The 15,803-nt window shown below is 62.7% G+C and carries 9 protein-coding genes; 5 read left to right on the forward strand and 4 right to left on the reverse strand.

The window, feature by feature from the left end:
- Positions 1–19: 19 nt before the first annotated feature.
- Genes HMPREF2630_RS01745 through HMPREF2630_RS01755 form a run of 3 tightly spaced genes read right to left on the reverse strand, consistent with a single transcriptional unit; the run spans position 20 to position 3,231 of the window.
- Positions 20–1,147 (reverse strand): acyltransferase, encoded by a 1,128-nt coding sequence (locus HMPREF2630_RS01745; RefSeq protein WP_070483123.1) that lies wholly within the window; start codon positions 1,145–1,147, stop codon positions 20–22.
- 60 nt (positions 1,148–1,207) lie between these two features.
- Positions 1,208–2,203, reverse strand: coding sequence for a glycosyltransferase family 2 protein (locus HMPREF2630_RS01750; RefSeq protein WP_070483125.1), 996 nt, complete (start codon positions 2,201–2,203; stop codon positions 1,208–1,210).
- A gap of 32 nt (positions 2,204–2,235) precedes the next feature.
- Complete coding sequence (locus HMPREF2630_RS01755) at positions 2,236–3,231, reverse strand: glycosyltransferase family 2 protein (protein WP_070483127.1); 996 nt, start codon at positions 3,229–3,231, stop codon at positions 2,236–2,238.
- Between the two features lie 225 nt (positions 3,232–3,456).
- On the opposite strand from HMPREF2630_RS01755, the gene HMPREF2630_RS01760 reads away from it, so the two are divergent.
- Positions 3,457–4,749 carry an MFS transporter gene (locus HMPREF2630_RS01760; RefSeq protein WP_070483129.1) on the forward strand — a complete coding sequence of 431 codons (1,293 nt, stop codon included), beginning with the start codon at positions 3,457–3,459 and terminating at the stop codon, positions 4,747–4,749.
- 90 nt (positions 4,750–4,839) lie between these two features.
- Here the strand turns inward: HMPREF2630_RS01760 and HMPREF2630_RS01765 are convergent, their stop codons facing one another.
- Complete coding sequence (locus HMPREF2630_RS01765; protein ID WP_070483131.1) at positions 4,840–5,763, reverse strand: shikimate dehydrogenase; 924 nt, start codon at positions 5,761–5,763, stop codon at positions 4,840–4,842.
- A gap of 313 nt (positions 5,764–6,076) precedes the next feature.
- Here HMPREF2630_RS01765 and HMPREF2630_RS01770 point away from each other — a divergent pair, with 313 nt between their 5' ends.
- From HMPREF2630_RS01770 to HMPREF2630_RS01785, 4 genes are all read left to right on the forward strand, one after another.
- The gene (locus HMPREF2630_RS01770; RefSeq protein WP_070483133.1) at positions 6,077–10,948 is read left to right on the forward strand and encodes an NAD-glutamate dehydrogenase; all 4,872 of its coding nucleotides are present in this window, start codon (positions 6,077–6,079) and stop codon (positions 10,946–10,948) included.
- 508 nt (positions 10,949–11,456) lie between these two features.
- Positions 11,457–12,812, forward strand: coding sequence for a membrane protein (locus tag HMPREF2630_RS01775; protein WP_049344570.1), 1,356 nt, complete (start codon positions 11,457–11,459; stop codon positions 12,810–12,812).
- An 89-nt stretch (positions 12,813–12,901) separates the two neighbouring features.
- Positions 12,902–14,620, forward strand: coding sequence for a GT4 family glycosyltransferase PelF (gene pelF / locus HMPREF2630_RS01780; RefSeq protein WP_070483136.1), 1,719 nt, complete (start codon positions 12,902–12,904; stop codon positions 14,618–14,620).
- Positions 14,607–15,803: a putative glycoside hydrolase gene (locus HMPREF2630_RS01785; protein WP_070483137.1), complete on the forward strand. Its 1,197-nt coding sequence runs from the start codon at positions 14,607–14,609 to the stop codon at positions 15,801–15,803. The genes pelF and HMPREF2630_RS01785 overlap by 14 nt, the downstream gene beginning before the upstream one ends.

A 15,803-nucleotide genomic window follows, 5' to 3' on the forward strand; every position in this document is an offset into this window, starting at 1 on the left:
TTGCGGAGTGGATAGCCGGCTAGGGCACCAGCCACTTGCGGACCGGCGGAATCCACCGCAGCAGCCACACCAGAATCAGCGAGGAAGCCCACACCATCAGAGCGTAGGGAGCCTCCAGCCGGTAATCCACCAGCGGCCAGCCGTAGGCTGCGAGGCCCTGAATAATCAGCAGGTGAATCAGGTACACGCCGAAGGTCAGCGCCGACAGCTTACGCAGACCCGTCTGAGCCGCCTGCGGCAGACGATTCAGTGGTAGAGACTTGAAGAACACGAAGACCGCCGAGGCCCAGAAGATCGTCGGGATGGACAGATACGACATCGCCAGACTCTCAAGGCCGTGGTGGTTCAGGGTCAGGTAGGGGCCGTACAGGATGTGCGTCAGGGAACCGGCAACACCCAGCACGTAGATGACGAGGCGCCACGGCAGGCTAAAGCTCGTATTCGCCAGCGCATAACCCAGGAAGCAGAAGCCCACGTACCCCACGATGGGGGCGGTGAACTCAGGCATAATGTGCGGGTTAATCTTATGCACCGTGGTGGTCGCGATGGGCATGAAAAGCCCCAGCACGGCCATGAGCCACGCCAGGCGCACCTTCTTCTCGCCAGCACCACGCAGGGCGTAGGAGAAGATGGGGAGCACCAGGTACACGCCGATGAGCGCCTCCAGGTACCAGAGGGTCACGCCCACGGTGCTCGGTGCCAACAGCACGGCCAGAATCTCCTCACCCTTTGGCAGGGGAGTATGGGTGAACCAGCTACGCGCGAAGAGGTAAATCTGCCCCCAAATCAGCAGGGGAACCAGGATTTTCGTGAAGCGCTTCTTGTAAAAGGTGCCGACGCTCTCCCGCTCGGTGAAGTTGAGGAGGGTGATGCCGGAGGCCATGAAAAAGAGGGGGACGGCGGCAACCGCGGTACCCGAGAGGATATTCTCGAGGACCCAGCCCGGCGAATCGTAATCCACCCGGTAGTTGAACCGGTTGTGCAGGGCGACGACGCCGATGATGGCGAGGACGTTAATGCAGTCCAGGTACACCTTTCGCCCGGGCTTGGGGCGGTGCGCGGCGGACCCGCGAGCCGGTCGGCCGTCGGGCTGGGCATCCTCGGAGGGAGAGGACGCCACCTGCGCCGATGCAGGCAGAGAGGACATAGATTTGCTCCAATCTGGGTGAGTGTGATGAGAGAGAACCCCGGAGTCGGGGCGTGAAACCTAAATGTTGTAGACCCGCTTGACGTACACGCCGTAGAGAACCCGGTACAGGGCTATGCTGGTCTTCAGGAGCAGGCCGGCGGCACCGAAGACCGGGCGTCGGCGGAGGACGAGTAGCGCATCGCGCACCGAGAAACCGCGACGGCACCCGGCGAGGGTCGCCGGAGCATCCTCACCGCCCACGATGAGCGCCTGCTGGGCGTTATTCAGGTACGCAAGAACCCGGGCGACGGTCAGTGCCTCCTGACCTTCGGGCAGGTGGTACGTGCTCGTACGCTGCAGGGATTTCGCGAAGTAGTCGAGCAGGCGGCGGGTCTCGGCCAGGGGAGTGATGCGGCTCCAGGTCAGGCTTCCCTCGTTCACCGCGTAGGCGTAGAGCGGCTCGTCGATGACGGTCACGCTCTGCGCTCGCAGATAGCAGTCCAGGATGACGCACTCATCCTCGGCGCGGCGAATATCCTCCGGGAAGTAGACGCCTTCCAGCAGGGAACGCTCAATGAGCTTATCCCACGGGTAGGGGGACAGCTCGTCCTTGAGTAGAGCGAAGGCCGCCTGCTGCCCGGTCAGGGTGCCGGGGGCACCCTTCAGGCGCTGCGTGGTCGTGCCGTCGGTTGCCACCATGGTGTGAGCGCAATTGACCACCTGCGCGCCCGTGCGCTCCGCGTGGTGGTGCAGCCGTTCCAGGAAGGTGGGGTAGAGCGTGTCGTCGGAGTCGAGGAACGCCACCCATACGCCGCGCGCCGCATCCAGGCCCTGATTGCGCACCGCGGAGGGGCCCCGGTTCTCGGGGTTGTCGAACACGCGCACGCGTTCGTCCGCGTTCCGCTGCAGGTAGTCCGCAATCAGCTGTGCCGAATCGTCCGGGGAGCCGTCAATCATGACCAGCAGCTCAAAGTCGGGGTCGGTCTGCGCCAGCACCGACTCAATCGCCGCGACCACGGTGGAGGCGGTGTTGTAGACCGGCATGATAATGCTCGTGCGAGGGGTGGAAGACATGTGTATAAAACCTTGAGAGAGTTGCGGAGGACTTACATGCCGTAGGCGCGTCGAACGTACACGCCGTACAGGGTGCGGTACAGGGCCGGAGAAAGCTTCAACAGCAGGCTCGCCGCACCCATCACGGGGCTCGAAAGCAGGGCCTGGCCGACCCATTCCCACCTAATCTGGCGGCGACATTCACGAATTACCGCGGCGGAGTCGGCGCTATCGCTCATGAGCGCCTGCTGGGCGTTGTTGAGGTAGGTGACGGCCGAGGAGGTGTTGAGGGCGCGGCGTCCTTCCTTCGTGGAGAGCAGCTCGGCACCGGCCTGGCGCATGTAGCGGGTGTGGCGAATACTTTCCTCCACCGGGGTGACGCGGCCCCAGGTCAGGCCTTCGGCACCCATGTAGTACACGTAGAGGCAATCCGGAATCACCTCGAGAGTCTTGGCCTGCATGAGGCACTGGAAGACGGCGAGGGCGTCCTCCGCGCGGTGAATATCGGTCGCGAAGCGCACCGACGAGAAGAGCGAGGCGCGGAAAATCTTGTCGGGCGTGAAACCCGTGAAACGGTCCTGCAGGTAGTTGATTGCAATATCGCGGCCCGTGTAGGTGCCGGGGGAGTTCTGCGGGCGGTTCAGGGTGGAGCCATCCGCCCGGTGGATGGTGTGACCGCAGGTTGCCACATCCGCGCCGGTACGCGCCGCCGCAGCGTGCAGGCGTTCCAGGAACTCGGGACGGTACGTGTCGTCGGAGTCGATGAAGGCAATCCACTCGCCGCGAGCCTCATCCAGGCCCTGGTTACGTGCCGCGGAAACGCCGGCGTTCCGTTCGTTGTCGAACAGGCGGATGCGGGGATCGGGGTTGCCCTCCAGGAACTCGCGAATTACCCGGGAGGAGCGATCCGGGGAGCCGTCAATCACCACCAGCAGCTCAAAGTCGGGGTCGGTCTGCGCCAGAACGGATTCAATTGCGACGACGACGCTATCAGCCGTGTTGTAGACCGGCATGATGATGCTGGTGCGCGGTGTGCGCGGTGATGACATGGTACCCCTTTGGAGCATTGATGACGGAATTACATATAGATACATCATACGGGGGCTAGGAGCATCTGACCCCTATTCCAGCTTCACACTCTCTTCATACTCTGGGAACTTAGGTAACCCTATGGAAAACGCATGGGGTGCTTCCTACACTGGAAGGGCACATTAATGACCGAGGGGTTGCCCACCCCGCACCACCCGCCAGGTGTACCACCGAAGGAGCCGCGCATGAGCCGACGCACCGACGCGCCCGCCCGATCACCACGACGAGCTGCCCTCGCCAGCTGGATAGGCTCCGCCCTCGAATACTACGACTTCGCCGTCTACGGCACCGCCGCCGCAATCGTGCTCAACCGCATCTTCTTCCCCGAGGACACCGCCGCCATCGGCATCCTCAAGTCCATGGTCGTTGTGGGTGTTGCCTACGTCGTGCGTCCCTTCGGCGCTATGATCGTCGGCCCCCTCGGTGACCGTTACGGCCGCCGATTCGTCCTGATGCTCACGCTCTTCCTGATGGGTAGCGCGACCTTTGCCATCGGTTGCCTACCGACCTATAGCCAGGCGGGTATTCTTGCACCCATCCTGCTGGTGGCCTGCCGTATGCTTCAGGGCCTTTCTGCCGCCGGCGAGCAGGCAAGCTCCATCTCCATTTCTTTGGAGCACGCCAACGAGCATCAGCGCGCCTTCACCACCAGCTGGACCCTGCAGGGCACCCAGTTCGGATCTTTGCTGGCGACCGCCGTGTTCATCCCCTTCGCGGCCCTGCCGGATGAGCACCTGCTCACCTGGGGTTGGCGCGTGCCCTTCTGGCTCTCTGCATTCGTGGTGGTGACCGCCTGGTTGATTCGCCGCACTCTCTCCGAGCCGCCCGCCTACCTGCAGCGCGAGAAGCTCACCGAGTCCCCGCTCGTGCTGGTCTTCAAGCACCACAAGCGCGCCGTGCTCACCATTGCCGTGTGCGCCATGGTCAACACTGTGAACATGGTCTTCACGACTTTCGCGCTGTCCTTCGCCACCAAGGGTTACGGCCTTGACCGAAGCACCATGCTGCTGGTGCCGGTCGCCTCGAATACTCTCGGTCTGGTTGCGATTCCGCTCGCCGCCATGCTTGCCGATAGGATTGGCCGCAAGCCCGTGTTCATCACCGGCGCGGTGGCCTCTTCCCTGGTGATGTTCCCGTACCTCGGCGCGATTACCGAAGGTAACTGGGTGGGCATCTTTGTCTACGGCGTGCTCATGCACGGCGCGCTCTACTCCATGGCGAACGGCGTGTGGCCCTCCTTCTACGCAGAAATGTTCCCGACCCGCGTGCGCGTGACCGGCCTGGCGCTCGGAACCCAGATTGGCTTCGCAATTTCTGGAGGCATTGCCCCCGCCGTGGCGACGAGCCTCGCCGGCGCCGACCTGCATAACGCAGTGCTGCCCGCCGCGTTCACGGTCGCCATGTGCGTGCTCGTGGCGCTGGGTGCACTCACCGCTCGCGAGGGTTGCAAGAAGTCCCTGGCCGAGCTGGATGCATAGCCCACAGAATATATTCCGAATATAGAATAAATACGGGTGGGGTTGGATAGTTAGCTATCCAGCCCCACCCGTATTCTATGCTCTGGCGTTTCAGGCGTTAGTTACTCCCTGCTGGGCCGCAATTAGCGCCTCAAAATGCGCCGCCATACGCTCGGCGTTCGGTTCCAGTCCGGTGAAGAGGCGGAACGCATCCACCGCCTGACCCACCGCCATGTAGCCGCCCGTCAGCACCTCGCACCCGGCGGCACGCGCCGCGCACACCAGCTGCGTCTCTTGCGGCAGGTAGATGACATCCGCGACCCACAGGCCTTCACGCAACACCCCGGCAGCCTGCACCGACTCGCTCAGCGGCATGCCCGGATGCACGTGCATGCCCACCGGGGTTGCGTTCACTAAACCCTGAGCTTGTAGTAGAGCTTCAATCAAGCGCTCATCGTCGGTCAGCACCTCGATTTGAGTCTGCGGGAAGAGCCCGCCCAGCTGCTCCGCCAGCCCCTGAGCCTTCGCCGCGTCACGCTCGAAGAGGCTCAGGCGGCGCACCCCCAGGCGGCACAGGGCGTACGCCGTGGCGCTACCGGCACCGCCGGCACCCAACTGCACCACGTGCTCCAGGCGCGCCGGATCCTCCGCCACCTGCGGTAGGCCGCGCTTCAGCCCCGCGATGAATCCCGAATAGTCCGTGTTGTCCCCGTAGAACGTACCGTCCTCGCGAATCACCACGCAATTGACCGCGCCCAGGGCGCGCGCCGCATCCGAAAGTTCGTGCAGGTGCTCCATGACGGACTGCTTGCACGGGTGCGTGATGTTGAAGGCGTTAAAGCCCAGAAGGGCCGCCGCATCCAGAAGCGCCGGTGCGGATGCGCCGTCCAGGTTCAGAGCGTCCAGGTCGACGGGGCGGTACAGGTAGCGCACCCCGTGCGCGTCGGCCTCGGCCTCGTGCATGGGCGGGGTGAGGGAAGAGGTGATGCCATCGCCGATGAGGCCCACCAGGAAAGATTCAGTACGCAAACTCATGGTTTCACTCTACGAGTCGGCGCCGGGGGAAGGGAACCGGGGGCCGGACAATTTCACGGGTAACCCCGTCGAGCCGCCCCGTCGAGCCGTCGGGCGAAGGGGCAGAGGCGCGGAGCGAGTATTTTTCGATAAGATTTTGGGCCCGTCGAGCGAATATGGCGAATATATCTGACATCTTCACCGTAAGGGTATAAGCTGGATATAACCCATTTGGGTGGTGCCGTCCGCGCGACCCGCGTGGAGTTGCACAGACACCGTCACAGTGAAGTGATACCTACCTTCGGAGGATAGATTGTCAACGACTGACAAGGCTATGGCACGCTTCGCTGGCGCCGATGCATGGATCGAGCAGTATTTTCTGAACAGTCCTGACGATGAGCGTGAAGAATTCACCCCGGCAGAATTAGAGGATTTGGCTCGCACCCATCGTGCGCTAGCTGAAATCCGCGCCCCCAAGACGCCCGTCGTTGCCGCGCGCAATGATGACTACAACACCACGCTGTACGTCGCCACGGACGACATGCCCCATATCGTAAGCTCCCTGACCGCCTACCTTTCGGCGCATTTCGGTGGATTCCTCGCGATTTTCCACCCCATCTTCCTTGCCGAACGCAATACGGATGGCAAGCTCATCAGCCTGCGCGGCACCGGCACCCGAGCCAACCTGGCCAGCGGCGACACCGCCGCCGTCGGTATGCCCTCCCTGCAGCTTTCCGAGGGCGCTCCCGAGGGGTCCACGGTCACCATTGAATCCTGGATTGCGATTCGCCTGACCCGCTACCTGAACGAAGACGACCTGCGCCTGCTGGAGCACGATGTGCGTCGCATGCTCGCCGATGTGCGCGCCTGCTACACCGACCTGGAGGGCATGGTCACCACGGTCTTTGATATCTCCCAGGCCATGTACGAGCTGCGCGGCGCCACTCTCGGCCACGGCGAGGAATCCTACGCCGCCAACCCGCGCGGTGTGGAGCCCGCCTCCCGCGTGGAGGTGGCACAGGACTTCCTGCGCTGGCTCACCCGAGGCAACTTCGTGTTCATGGGCGTTAAGGAGCGCGTGCTTGACGGCACCTCCGGCGCTATCGCCCTGGTGGACCGCCCCGGTTCGGCGCTCGGCATCCTGCGTTCGACCGAGGGCAAGAGCCGCATCCCGCTTTCCGGCGACACCCTGGACCGAGCTCTCTTCCCCCGCCCCGTGTACATCACGAAGGCTAACTCCCGTTCCACGGTGGCCCGCAACGACTACCTGGACTACATTGGTGTGCGCCGCTTCGATATGAGCGGCCGCGTCATCGGTGAGTACGTGATTCTGGGCCTGTTTACCCGGCAGGCCTACTCGCTACCCGCCATCGAGACTCCCCTGGTGCGTGAGCGAATCGCCATGGTGCGCCGCCGCCTGGGTTACCACCCCGGTTCCTACTCTGATAAGGCCCTGCTCGGGGCGCTGGAAGATTACCCGCGCCTGGAGCTGCTGCAGGCCTCGGTCAACGAGCTGACCGAGACGTTCAGCGGCATCATGGGCCTGGAGGAGCGCCGCAAGACCCGTCTCTTCCTGCGCGCGGATCGATTTAATCGGTTCATTACCGCCGTGGTGTACCTGCCCCGCGATCACTACAACACTGACGTGCGGTACCGCATCGAGCGGGTGTTCCGACAGGAATTTGATTTGAGTGCCATCGACTACGAGGTGTACCTGTCCTCCTCGTCGCTGGCCCGCCTATTCTTCCGTATTCGGCTCACCAACCCCAACGATGTGCCGACCACGGATCATCAAGCTCTCGAAAAGCAGATGCAGCAGGTCACTCGCTCCTGGGTGGAATCCACCGCAGCTGCCATTGAGGCATGGAAACCCGGTGCGGAAGGCCGCCGACTCGCGTCAGCCTGGGCCGACGCAAGCAGCGCAGCTTACCGAGCCGATTACACAGTAGAACAAGCAATCGAGGATATCGTGATTCTTGAATCTCTCTCGGGCAAGAAGCCCGCCGCAATCAAGGTTGAAGCCGGCGAAGCCAACACTACCCGACTGAAGACCTACCTGTCCGCACCTCACACTCTCACCGAGCTCCTGCCGGTGATGCAGAACATGGGCCTGGTCGTTGTGGATCAGAAGCCCTACGAGTTCAAGCCTGAGGACGGCGAAGAGTACGGCTACCTCTACGACTTCGGGGCCGAGTTCCCCGAGGGCGTGGACCCCAACGCCGTCGCATCCCTCTACGAGGACGCCCTGAACGCCTACCTGCTCGGTGAGCGCGAGTCCGATACTCTGGACCGCCTGATTCTCTCCGAGGGCCTCACCTGGCAGGATGTACGCCTGTTCCGCGCCCTGAACCACTACCTGATTCAGCTGGGCCTGGGCTACACTCCCTCGTTCATGTCGAACACCCTGCTCGCCAACCCCGGCATCACCAAGCACCTGGTGGAGTTCTTCAACGTCAGCTTCGACCCGAACAACGGCCTGAACGACGAGCAGCGCAACGCACGCCGCGAAGAGATTGAGGTGGCCCTGGTTGAGGAACTGAACAAGATTCCCACCCTGGACGCCGACCGCTACCTGCGCTCCCTGAGCAAGGTTATTCGCGCCATCCTGCGCACCAACGCCTACCTGGGCCGCGAGGCATTCGCCATCAAGGTTGCACCGCAGCAGATTGACTTCGCACCCCTGCCGCGCCCCAAGTTCGAGATTTTCGTATACTCCCCGCGCGTCGAGGGTGTCCACCTGCGCTTCGGCGACGTCGCACGAGGCGGCCTGCGCTGGTCCGACCGCCGCGACGACTTCCGCACCGAGGTTCTGGGCCTGGTCAAGGCTCAGATGGTGAAGAACGCTGTCATCATCCCCACCGGCGCAAAGGGCGGTTTCTACCCCAAGCAGCTGCCCGACCCCGCTGTGGATCGCGACGCCTGGATCACCGAGGGCCGCGAGTCCTACAAGGTCTTCATCCGCTCCCTGCTGGATGTCACCGATAACCTTGAGGTTGGCACCGACGGCTCCGAGACCGTCGTTCGCCCCGAGGGCGTCATCGCACGCGACGAGAACGACTACTACCTGGTGGTCGCAGCGGACAAGGGTACCGCCGCATTCTCCGACACCGCGAACGCTATCAGCCTCGAGCGCGGCTTCTGGCTGGGCGACGCCTTCGCATCCGGCGGCTCTGTCGGTTACGACCACAAGGCAATGGGCATCACCGCACGCGGTGCCTGGGAGTCCGTCAAGCGTCACTTCGCCGAGCTCGGCCACGACGCTCAGACCGAAGAGTTCACCGCCGTCGGTATCGGCGACATGTCCGGTGACGTGTTCGGTAACGGTCTGCTCCGTTCCAAGGCAACCCGCCTGGTCGCAGCGTTCGACCACCGCGACATCTTCCTGGACCCGAACCCGGACGCAGCCGTCTCCTTCGAGGAGCGTCAGCGCCTGTACAACCTGCCCCGTTCCTCCTGGCAGGACTACAACCGCGAGCTGATTTCCGCCGGTGGTGGCGTGTACTCCCGCGGCCTGAAGTCCATCGAAATCACCCCCGAGGTGCGCGAGGTTCTGGACCTGGACGAGTCCGTCACCGAGCTCGCACCGACCGAGCTGATTTCCGCCATCCTCAAGGCACCGGTCGACCTGATTTACAACGGCGGTATCGGTACCTACGTGAAGGCCTCCACCGAGACCAACGCACAGGTTGGCGATAAGGCTAACGACGCCCTGCGCGTCAACGGCAAGGATCTGCGCGCCAAGATTGTGGGCGAGGGCGGTAACCTCGGCTTCACCCAGCTGGGCCGCATCGAGGCCGCACGTAACGGCGTCATCCTCAACACCGACGCTATCGACAACTCTGCAGGTGTGGAGACCAGTGACCGCGAGGTCAACATCAAGATTCTGGTGGACCGCCTCGTGGCTCGCGGTGAGCTCTCCAGCGAGGAGCGCGCCTCCTTCATCGAGTCCCTGCAGGACGAGGTTGGCGGCAAGGTCCTCGAGACCAACGTCAACCAGAACGTACTGCTGCAGGGCGAGTTCCACGGTTCCTTCCTGGGCACCAACCTGTACAAGCGCCTCATGCACGACCTGGAGGAGCACGCCGGCCTGAACCGCGCCGTCGAGTTCCTGCCCACCGACGAGGAGCTGGACGAGCGCCTGGAGACCACCGGTGACCGCCTGACCCGCCCCGAGCTGGCTGTCCTGGCTGCGTACGTGAAGATTTACCTCACCCACGCCCTGGAGCAGACCGACTTCGCGGACGACCCCTACCTGGAGGGCGTGCTGCGCAGCTACTTCCCGGCAGCACTCGTCGAGCGCTTCGGTCAGCACCTGGACTCGCACCCGCTGCGTAAGGAAATCATCTGCACCCGCGTGGCCAACGAGCTGGTCAACATTGGTGGCATCACCTTCGCGTACCGCATCATGGAGGAGTTCAACGTCGGTATCGACTCCGTCGCCCGCGCCTTCATCGTGGCCCGCGAGCTCTTCGAGCTCGGCACCGCCGCTAAGCTGCACAGCGAGCTGTCCCCGAAGACCCCGCTGGACGCATGGTTCACCGTGCTGCGCGACAACCAGCGCGTTCTGGATCGTGCGGTCCGTTGGTTCATCACCGAGCGTGGCGTGGTTGCCGGCACAACCATCTCCGAGCTGCTCGAGAACTTCGGTTCCGTCGTCGAGATGCGTCGCAACCTGCCCGAGTACCTCTCCGGCATCTCTCGCGCTCGCGTCCGTGCAAAGCGCGACGCGGGCGAGGCATGGGGCCTGCCCGAGGACCTCATCATCATCTGGATTCGCGGCTTCGAGGGCTACGCCCTGCTGGACGTGATTCGTTCGGCCGCCGATCACGACTTCGAGGCAACCTCGCTGGCACCGGTCTACTTTGCCACCTACGACCGCTTCAAGGTGGACGAGCTGCTCGGCCTTATCACCGAGCTGCCCCGTAGCGACCGCTGGGAGATTCTGGCACGCCAGGCAATGCGCGGTGGCCTCTACGAGACCGCCGCAGAGCTGGCACTGTCCGTGGCTGAGGGCGCGAAGGGTGACTTCTCCACCGTGGACGGTGCACAGCAGGCTCTGGCCAGCTGGATTGAGGAGCACCCGACCCGCGTGGGTAACATCGACCGCATCCTCGACGAGATTGCTGAGGCAGCTCCGGATGCAACCGGTCACCCGCGACTGGCTGTGGTCTCCGTGGCCCTGCGCACCCTCGCTAGCGCATCCTAAACGCGAGGCGGTAGCCGCGCCGCACCGTCGCACAGCGGTGAATGCGGTACGGTAACCGTACATTGAGCATCCCGGCTTCCTCCTGCTGGAGGGGCCGGGATGCCTTGCATATGCACCTAACGGCATATGAACATGAGAGCAAAATGTGTTCCAAATCGCCTAAAATTCAAGTTAGGGTTGAATAAAAGTTCAACATTTTGCTTGACGCGTACAGTATATTGATGACGGCGGCATCGTTGCGTGCGCAAGCCCCGCGCTATATTAGGCGTAGGGGAGGGGCTCCACACGCGATGTCTTGGATGCTTGCCCGGCCAAATAACCCCCTCGGGTGGATGAGGCTGATCCGGCTTGCATTGACGGTACGAATCCGATGGCCCACCTGGCCGCCGCGAGGGGTGCCATCTCTGTACGACATAACGCACGACACCATCACTCACTCAACGTTAATCTCCGGCCCGTTTGCGGGCCGGGCCCGCATACTCTCTATTTCGACTGAAAGTCTTCAACGTTGTCCACCAACCACGGTAGCGAGGAACAGCGCGCTAGCGCGTGGCGCCTCCTCATTAACTTTCTGCTATACGTTTCCCCGGTCGCGCTGCTGACCACTGTCTTCCCCATCGTCACGCCCACCATCAACAGGTACAACTTGGGTGGCGTGCCCCTGATTCAGGTGATTCTGGCTGCATCCATCACCGTGCCCTGGCTTAGCCAGGCCGCCTGCCTGCCGCTCTATCGAGCCATTCAGATGGAGCATAAGAAGATTGCGGATGCCCGCGAAACCCTGCGCATCCAGGCTGAGACGCTCGAGAATCAGCTCAAGCGTGCCGAGGCGAAGGCTACCCGCGAGCGTCTGAACGAACCCCAGTTCCAGGACATTACCGACCTGGCCGCGTTCAGCCGCAACTGGATTTACCTCTTCTTCGTGACCATGCCGCTGGTGTTGCTTTTCGCAATTCCGGTTGCCCTCGTACTGAAGTGGAACGCGACTGCCGTCGGTGCCTTCTTCGTACTCGGCGTGCTCAACATTGCCTTCGCGCAGCTGCTGGTCATCCCCAACCTCGCGAAGAACCGCGTTATCTGGTTCATCGCCTGGCTCGGCTACACCCTGGCCCTGTACTTCTTCCCCATCATCTGGTTCCTGCCGCCGCTCGTTGGCTCGCTTATCCTGCTGATTGGCCTGGGTAAGAACTTTGTGCACCTCTTCCGCTTTGCGCATATTCCGCTCAAGGACGTCGCAAAGGATGCTCTGCGTGGCTTCCTGACCGGCTCCATCATCTGGGCCGATAAGTACATGCTCTTCCTGGCCACCTCCGGTGAGATTAACGTCGTGGCCATTTACATGAGCCTGATTCCCGCCGTGATCGCTTACAACTACTTCTTCGTGGTAGAGGCCGATCGCGTCAACGACGCAATTCAGTACCTGTGGACCGTGTTCGAGCGCCTGCCCTACAACCGCGTTCGCGAAGAGGCTCATAAGGCCACCCGTGCCTCCGACCGTTCGATTCGCAACTCGCTACTCGTCTACATCGGTAGCGGCATCATTACCGGCATCCTGATGTTCATCTTCATGCCGGATTCCTTCCCGCTGGCGCTGATGGGTCTGGTCGTCGCGTTCCTCTTCGTGGCCGTCGCCCTGCTCATCTACCAGATTGAGTACATGACCATGTTCAAGACCGTGCAGGTGCTCTCCGCGGCGCACCTCATTCTGCTCATGATCTGCTTCGCAATCCTGCCGAACGAGACCGGATACCTGCCCATCATCGTGGGCGAGGCAGTCCTTGCGTACGCCTGCTACCGGGTGTACCGTCAGGCTTGGCAATCACCCGAATACTCTCTCTTCTGGCGCCGCGCACTCGCCTGGTAACGCCTGCCCGCACGCCGGGTCCGCAGACATCGTTCTGCGGGCCCGGCCAAGAACACACCACGTAGCACGGCCCGTGAAAGACACAACCAATGACTGAACAGATGTACCGAAACCACTATGCTCCTCTGCAGCTTCCGGAGCCCGGAGAGCACTACACCGATCCCGAGTACCCGGATGTCGATGTCGCCATCATCATGGAGTCCACCTATCCCTACCTCAAGGGTGGCGTCTCCGCGGTGGTGCACGATATCGTCTCTGAGAACCCCGACCTCTCCTTCGGCATTATCCACATCGCGTGGGATAAGAACTCGCCGCACGAGGATCTCTACGGCATGCCCAAGAACGTCAAGTGGGTTAAGGTGATCTACCTGAGCCTCGACGTCAACCGTGCCGCCTTCGCCGCCGAGTGCGATCCCGACAGCCTGCACATGAAGATGCCGCAGCGTCGAGAGCTGGCTGATCGACTCATCCAGGGCTTCAACGCGCTCATCGCCGGCGACGTCAACCCCCTCTGGAAGCTCTACGACGAGGGCATCAACCCCGCCACCCGCACCTACAACCTCTTTGGGCTCTTCGGTACCCGAGAGTTCATGCAGGTTATCGCCAACCTCGGGTTCTTCAGCGAGGTTCCCTTCGGCGAGCTCTTCTGGAAGGTGCGCGACTTCGTTTCCATCCTCTTTGCGCTGCTGCACGAGCGGATGCCCCATGCCCGTGTGTACCACGCCCACACCACCGGCTACGCGGCTCTCATCGCTGCCGCTGCCGCCCGTGACCACGGCACCAGCTTCCTGCTGACCGAGCACAACCTGTACATTCGCGACACCATCAACACCAAGCTCGAGCGCAACATGGCGAAGCCGATTACCACCGACTACGCTTTCCTCGCTGAGGAGCGTGAGCACCCGGGCCTGGGCCCCATCACCCTTGACGAGCGAGCCTGGTCCGTCTGGTTCCTGGAGATGGGTCGCTTCTGCTACCCGAGCGCCGATATGGCCACCTACCTGTACCCCAAGGCACTGGAGGAGGCGCGCGGCATCGGTGCGCCCATCGACCAGATGAACGAGGGCGAAAAGGACCGTGCGATCATCCTGCCCAACGGCATGCTCATCGAGTCCGTTGCCGAGGCCTACTACGCCCGCCAGGCGGCCCGTGCACGCATCCTCGCCGAGGGACGCGGCCACGTGTGGCGCTTCGTGTTTATCGCCCGCGTGGTGCCCATTAAGGGCCTCACCGACCTGATTCGCTCCCTCGCGGTGCTGCGCGATCAGGGCCTCGTGAACTTCCACCTGGATGTGCTCGGCCCCAAGGACCACCTGCCCGAGTACTACGAGCTGTGCCTGCGCACCATCGAAGAGCTCAACATGGGCGAGTACATCACCTTCCACGGAACCGTGAATGTGCGCGCCATGCTGGACCGCTTCGACCTGCTGCTCATGCCCAGCTACAATGAGGGTCAGCCGATTGTGGCGCTTGAGGCGATGGCTGCGTCCATCCCGCTGGTCAGCACCGACGTGGGCGGTATGTCCCAGCTCATCGACGATGTGCTGGTCGCCCCCGACGGCCACGAAATCGGTAACTGCGGTATCTTGACCATCCCCGGCGATATTCACGGCTTCGCGGCGGCGCTGCGCACCCTCATGGAGGAGCCCAGCATCTACGAACGTTACTGCGTGAACGCCTACGACCGTATCGTCAGCTTCTTCCAGCTGCGCCTGGTCATGGACCGCTACAACACGATCTACCGTGAGCTGGGCAAGCTGCCCCCTCGCGCCCCCGAATTCGACCCGGAGTACGATGGCGACGAGTAAGTTCGAACGGCTCGGCGGCCCGGGAAAGTTTGGTGCCTGGGTCCGCTACGGCGGAAAACCCATCACCCAGCAGCAGCTCGACTTTGCGGTCAAGAATTACTCCGTGGCGATTCTGCAGCCCTGGGAGCTGGAGGCTGCCCGCTACCTCAAGAAGCACGCCCCGCAGATGGTGGTCCTGGCCTATAAGTGCCTGTCCTCCACCCGCTCCTACGAGCCGGGTCCCATCTACTCCTCGGGTCTGTCTTTCGCGCAGGCCGTCTCGCTGGCGAATTCCGGTAAGGATTTCTTTGCGCATCGCCTCAACGGCGACCGCATCGAGTGGAAGGGTTATTCCAAGCACTATCAGATGCAGGTGTGGAACCCCGGCTACCGCTGGTACTGGGTGGATTCAGTGGTGCGCGAGATGCGCGACTCGCCCTTCGACGGCGTTATGGGCGATAACGACGTGGAGAACGACTACTACGGTCTGAATCTGCCCATTCAGGGCGTGCAGTCTATGACCACGATTCGTGAGGGCCTGGACCGCCTGGTGGCTTCTGCCGGCGCCGAACTAAATGGCATCGGCAAGATTCTGGTGCCCAATATTGCCGAGTCGCGCCTGCGCTGGGGCAAGTGGGAACGCCACAGTGCCTACGGCGGCGGTTTCGAGGAGGTGTGGCTTGGCTGGGGCCCGAACGATTACCTGGCTTCGCCCTACGCCGTGATGCAGGGCCGCGATATTGCGCGCGGTTCCGGTGGCGACGTGTCGCTCGGGGTGTACCTCACCGGCCTGAAGCGCGGTGCCTCCACGCAGAAGAAGGTGACGATTCTGCGCACCCCCCTGAGCGACCGGAAGTCGCCCCTGACCGGCACGGACGAGAACTTCCTCTACGGCCTGGCCGGCTTCTGGGTCTTTGGTGGGGGAAACTTCACCGGTATTAGCGCGACCCACCATGACGCCTACGACGAGATTCCCCACGCCCCCGAGCTCACCTTTGATCTGGGGGATGCCGCGGGCGGCATCGTGGTTCAGGGAACGGTTCAGACCCGCACCTTTACGCGCGGTTGGGCTGCCCTGAACACCGGCTCGAAGGATGTGACCGTGAAGGTTCCCTCTCATCTGGTGGATGCGGCAAACCGCCCGGTGCCTTCGAGCTTCACGCTGCGGGCGCATCAGGGTGTGGTGTACCGCCGTAAGGCGTAA

Source organism: Rothia sp. HMSC072B03, from assembly GCF_001809565.1.
GTDB lineage: Bacteria > Actinomycetota > Actinomycetes > Actinomycetales > Micrococcaceae > Rothia > Rothia mucilaginosa_A.

What these genes read in the sequence shown, in the direction of transcription:
- HMPREF2630_RS01745 (WP_070483123.1), bottom strand. Translation starts at nt 1,147, where the DNA reads ATGTCCTCTCTGCCTGCATCGGCGCAGGTGGCGTCCTCTCCCTCCGAG.
- HMPREF2630_RS01750 (WP_070483125.1), bottom strand. Translation starts at nt 2,203, where the DNA reads ATGTCTTCCACCCCTCGCACGAGCATTATCATGCCGGTCTACAACACC.
- HMPREF2630_RS01755 (WP_070483127.1), bottom strand. Translation starts at nt 3,231, where the DNA reads ATGTCATCACCGCGCACACCGCGCACCAGCATCATCATGCCGGTCTAC.
- HMPREF2630_RS01760 (WP_070483129.1), top strand. Translation starts at nt 3,457, where the DNA reads ATGAGCCGACGCACCGACGCGCCCGCCCGATCACCACGACGAGCTGCC.
- HMPREF2630_RS01765 (WP_070483131.1), bottom strand. Translation starts at nt 5,763, where the DNA reads ATGAGTTTGCGTACTGAATCTTTCCTGGTGGGCCTCATCGGCGATGGC.
- HMPREF2630_RS01770 (WP_070483133.1), top strand. Translation starts at nt 6,077, where the DNA reads ATGGCACGCTTCGCTGGCGCCGATGCATGGATCGAGCAGTATTTTCTG.
- pelF (WP_070483136.1), top strand. Translation starts at nt 12,902, where the DNA reads ATGACTGAACAGATGTACCGAAACCACTATGCTCCTCTGCAGCTTCCG.
- HMPREF2630_RS01785 (WP_070483137.1), top strand. Translation starts at nt 14,607, where the DNA reads ATGGCGACGAGTAAGTTCGAACGGCTCGGCGGCCCGGGAAAGTTTGGT.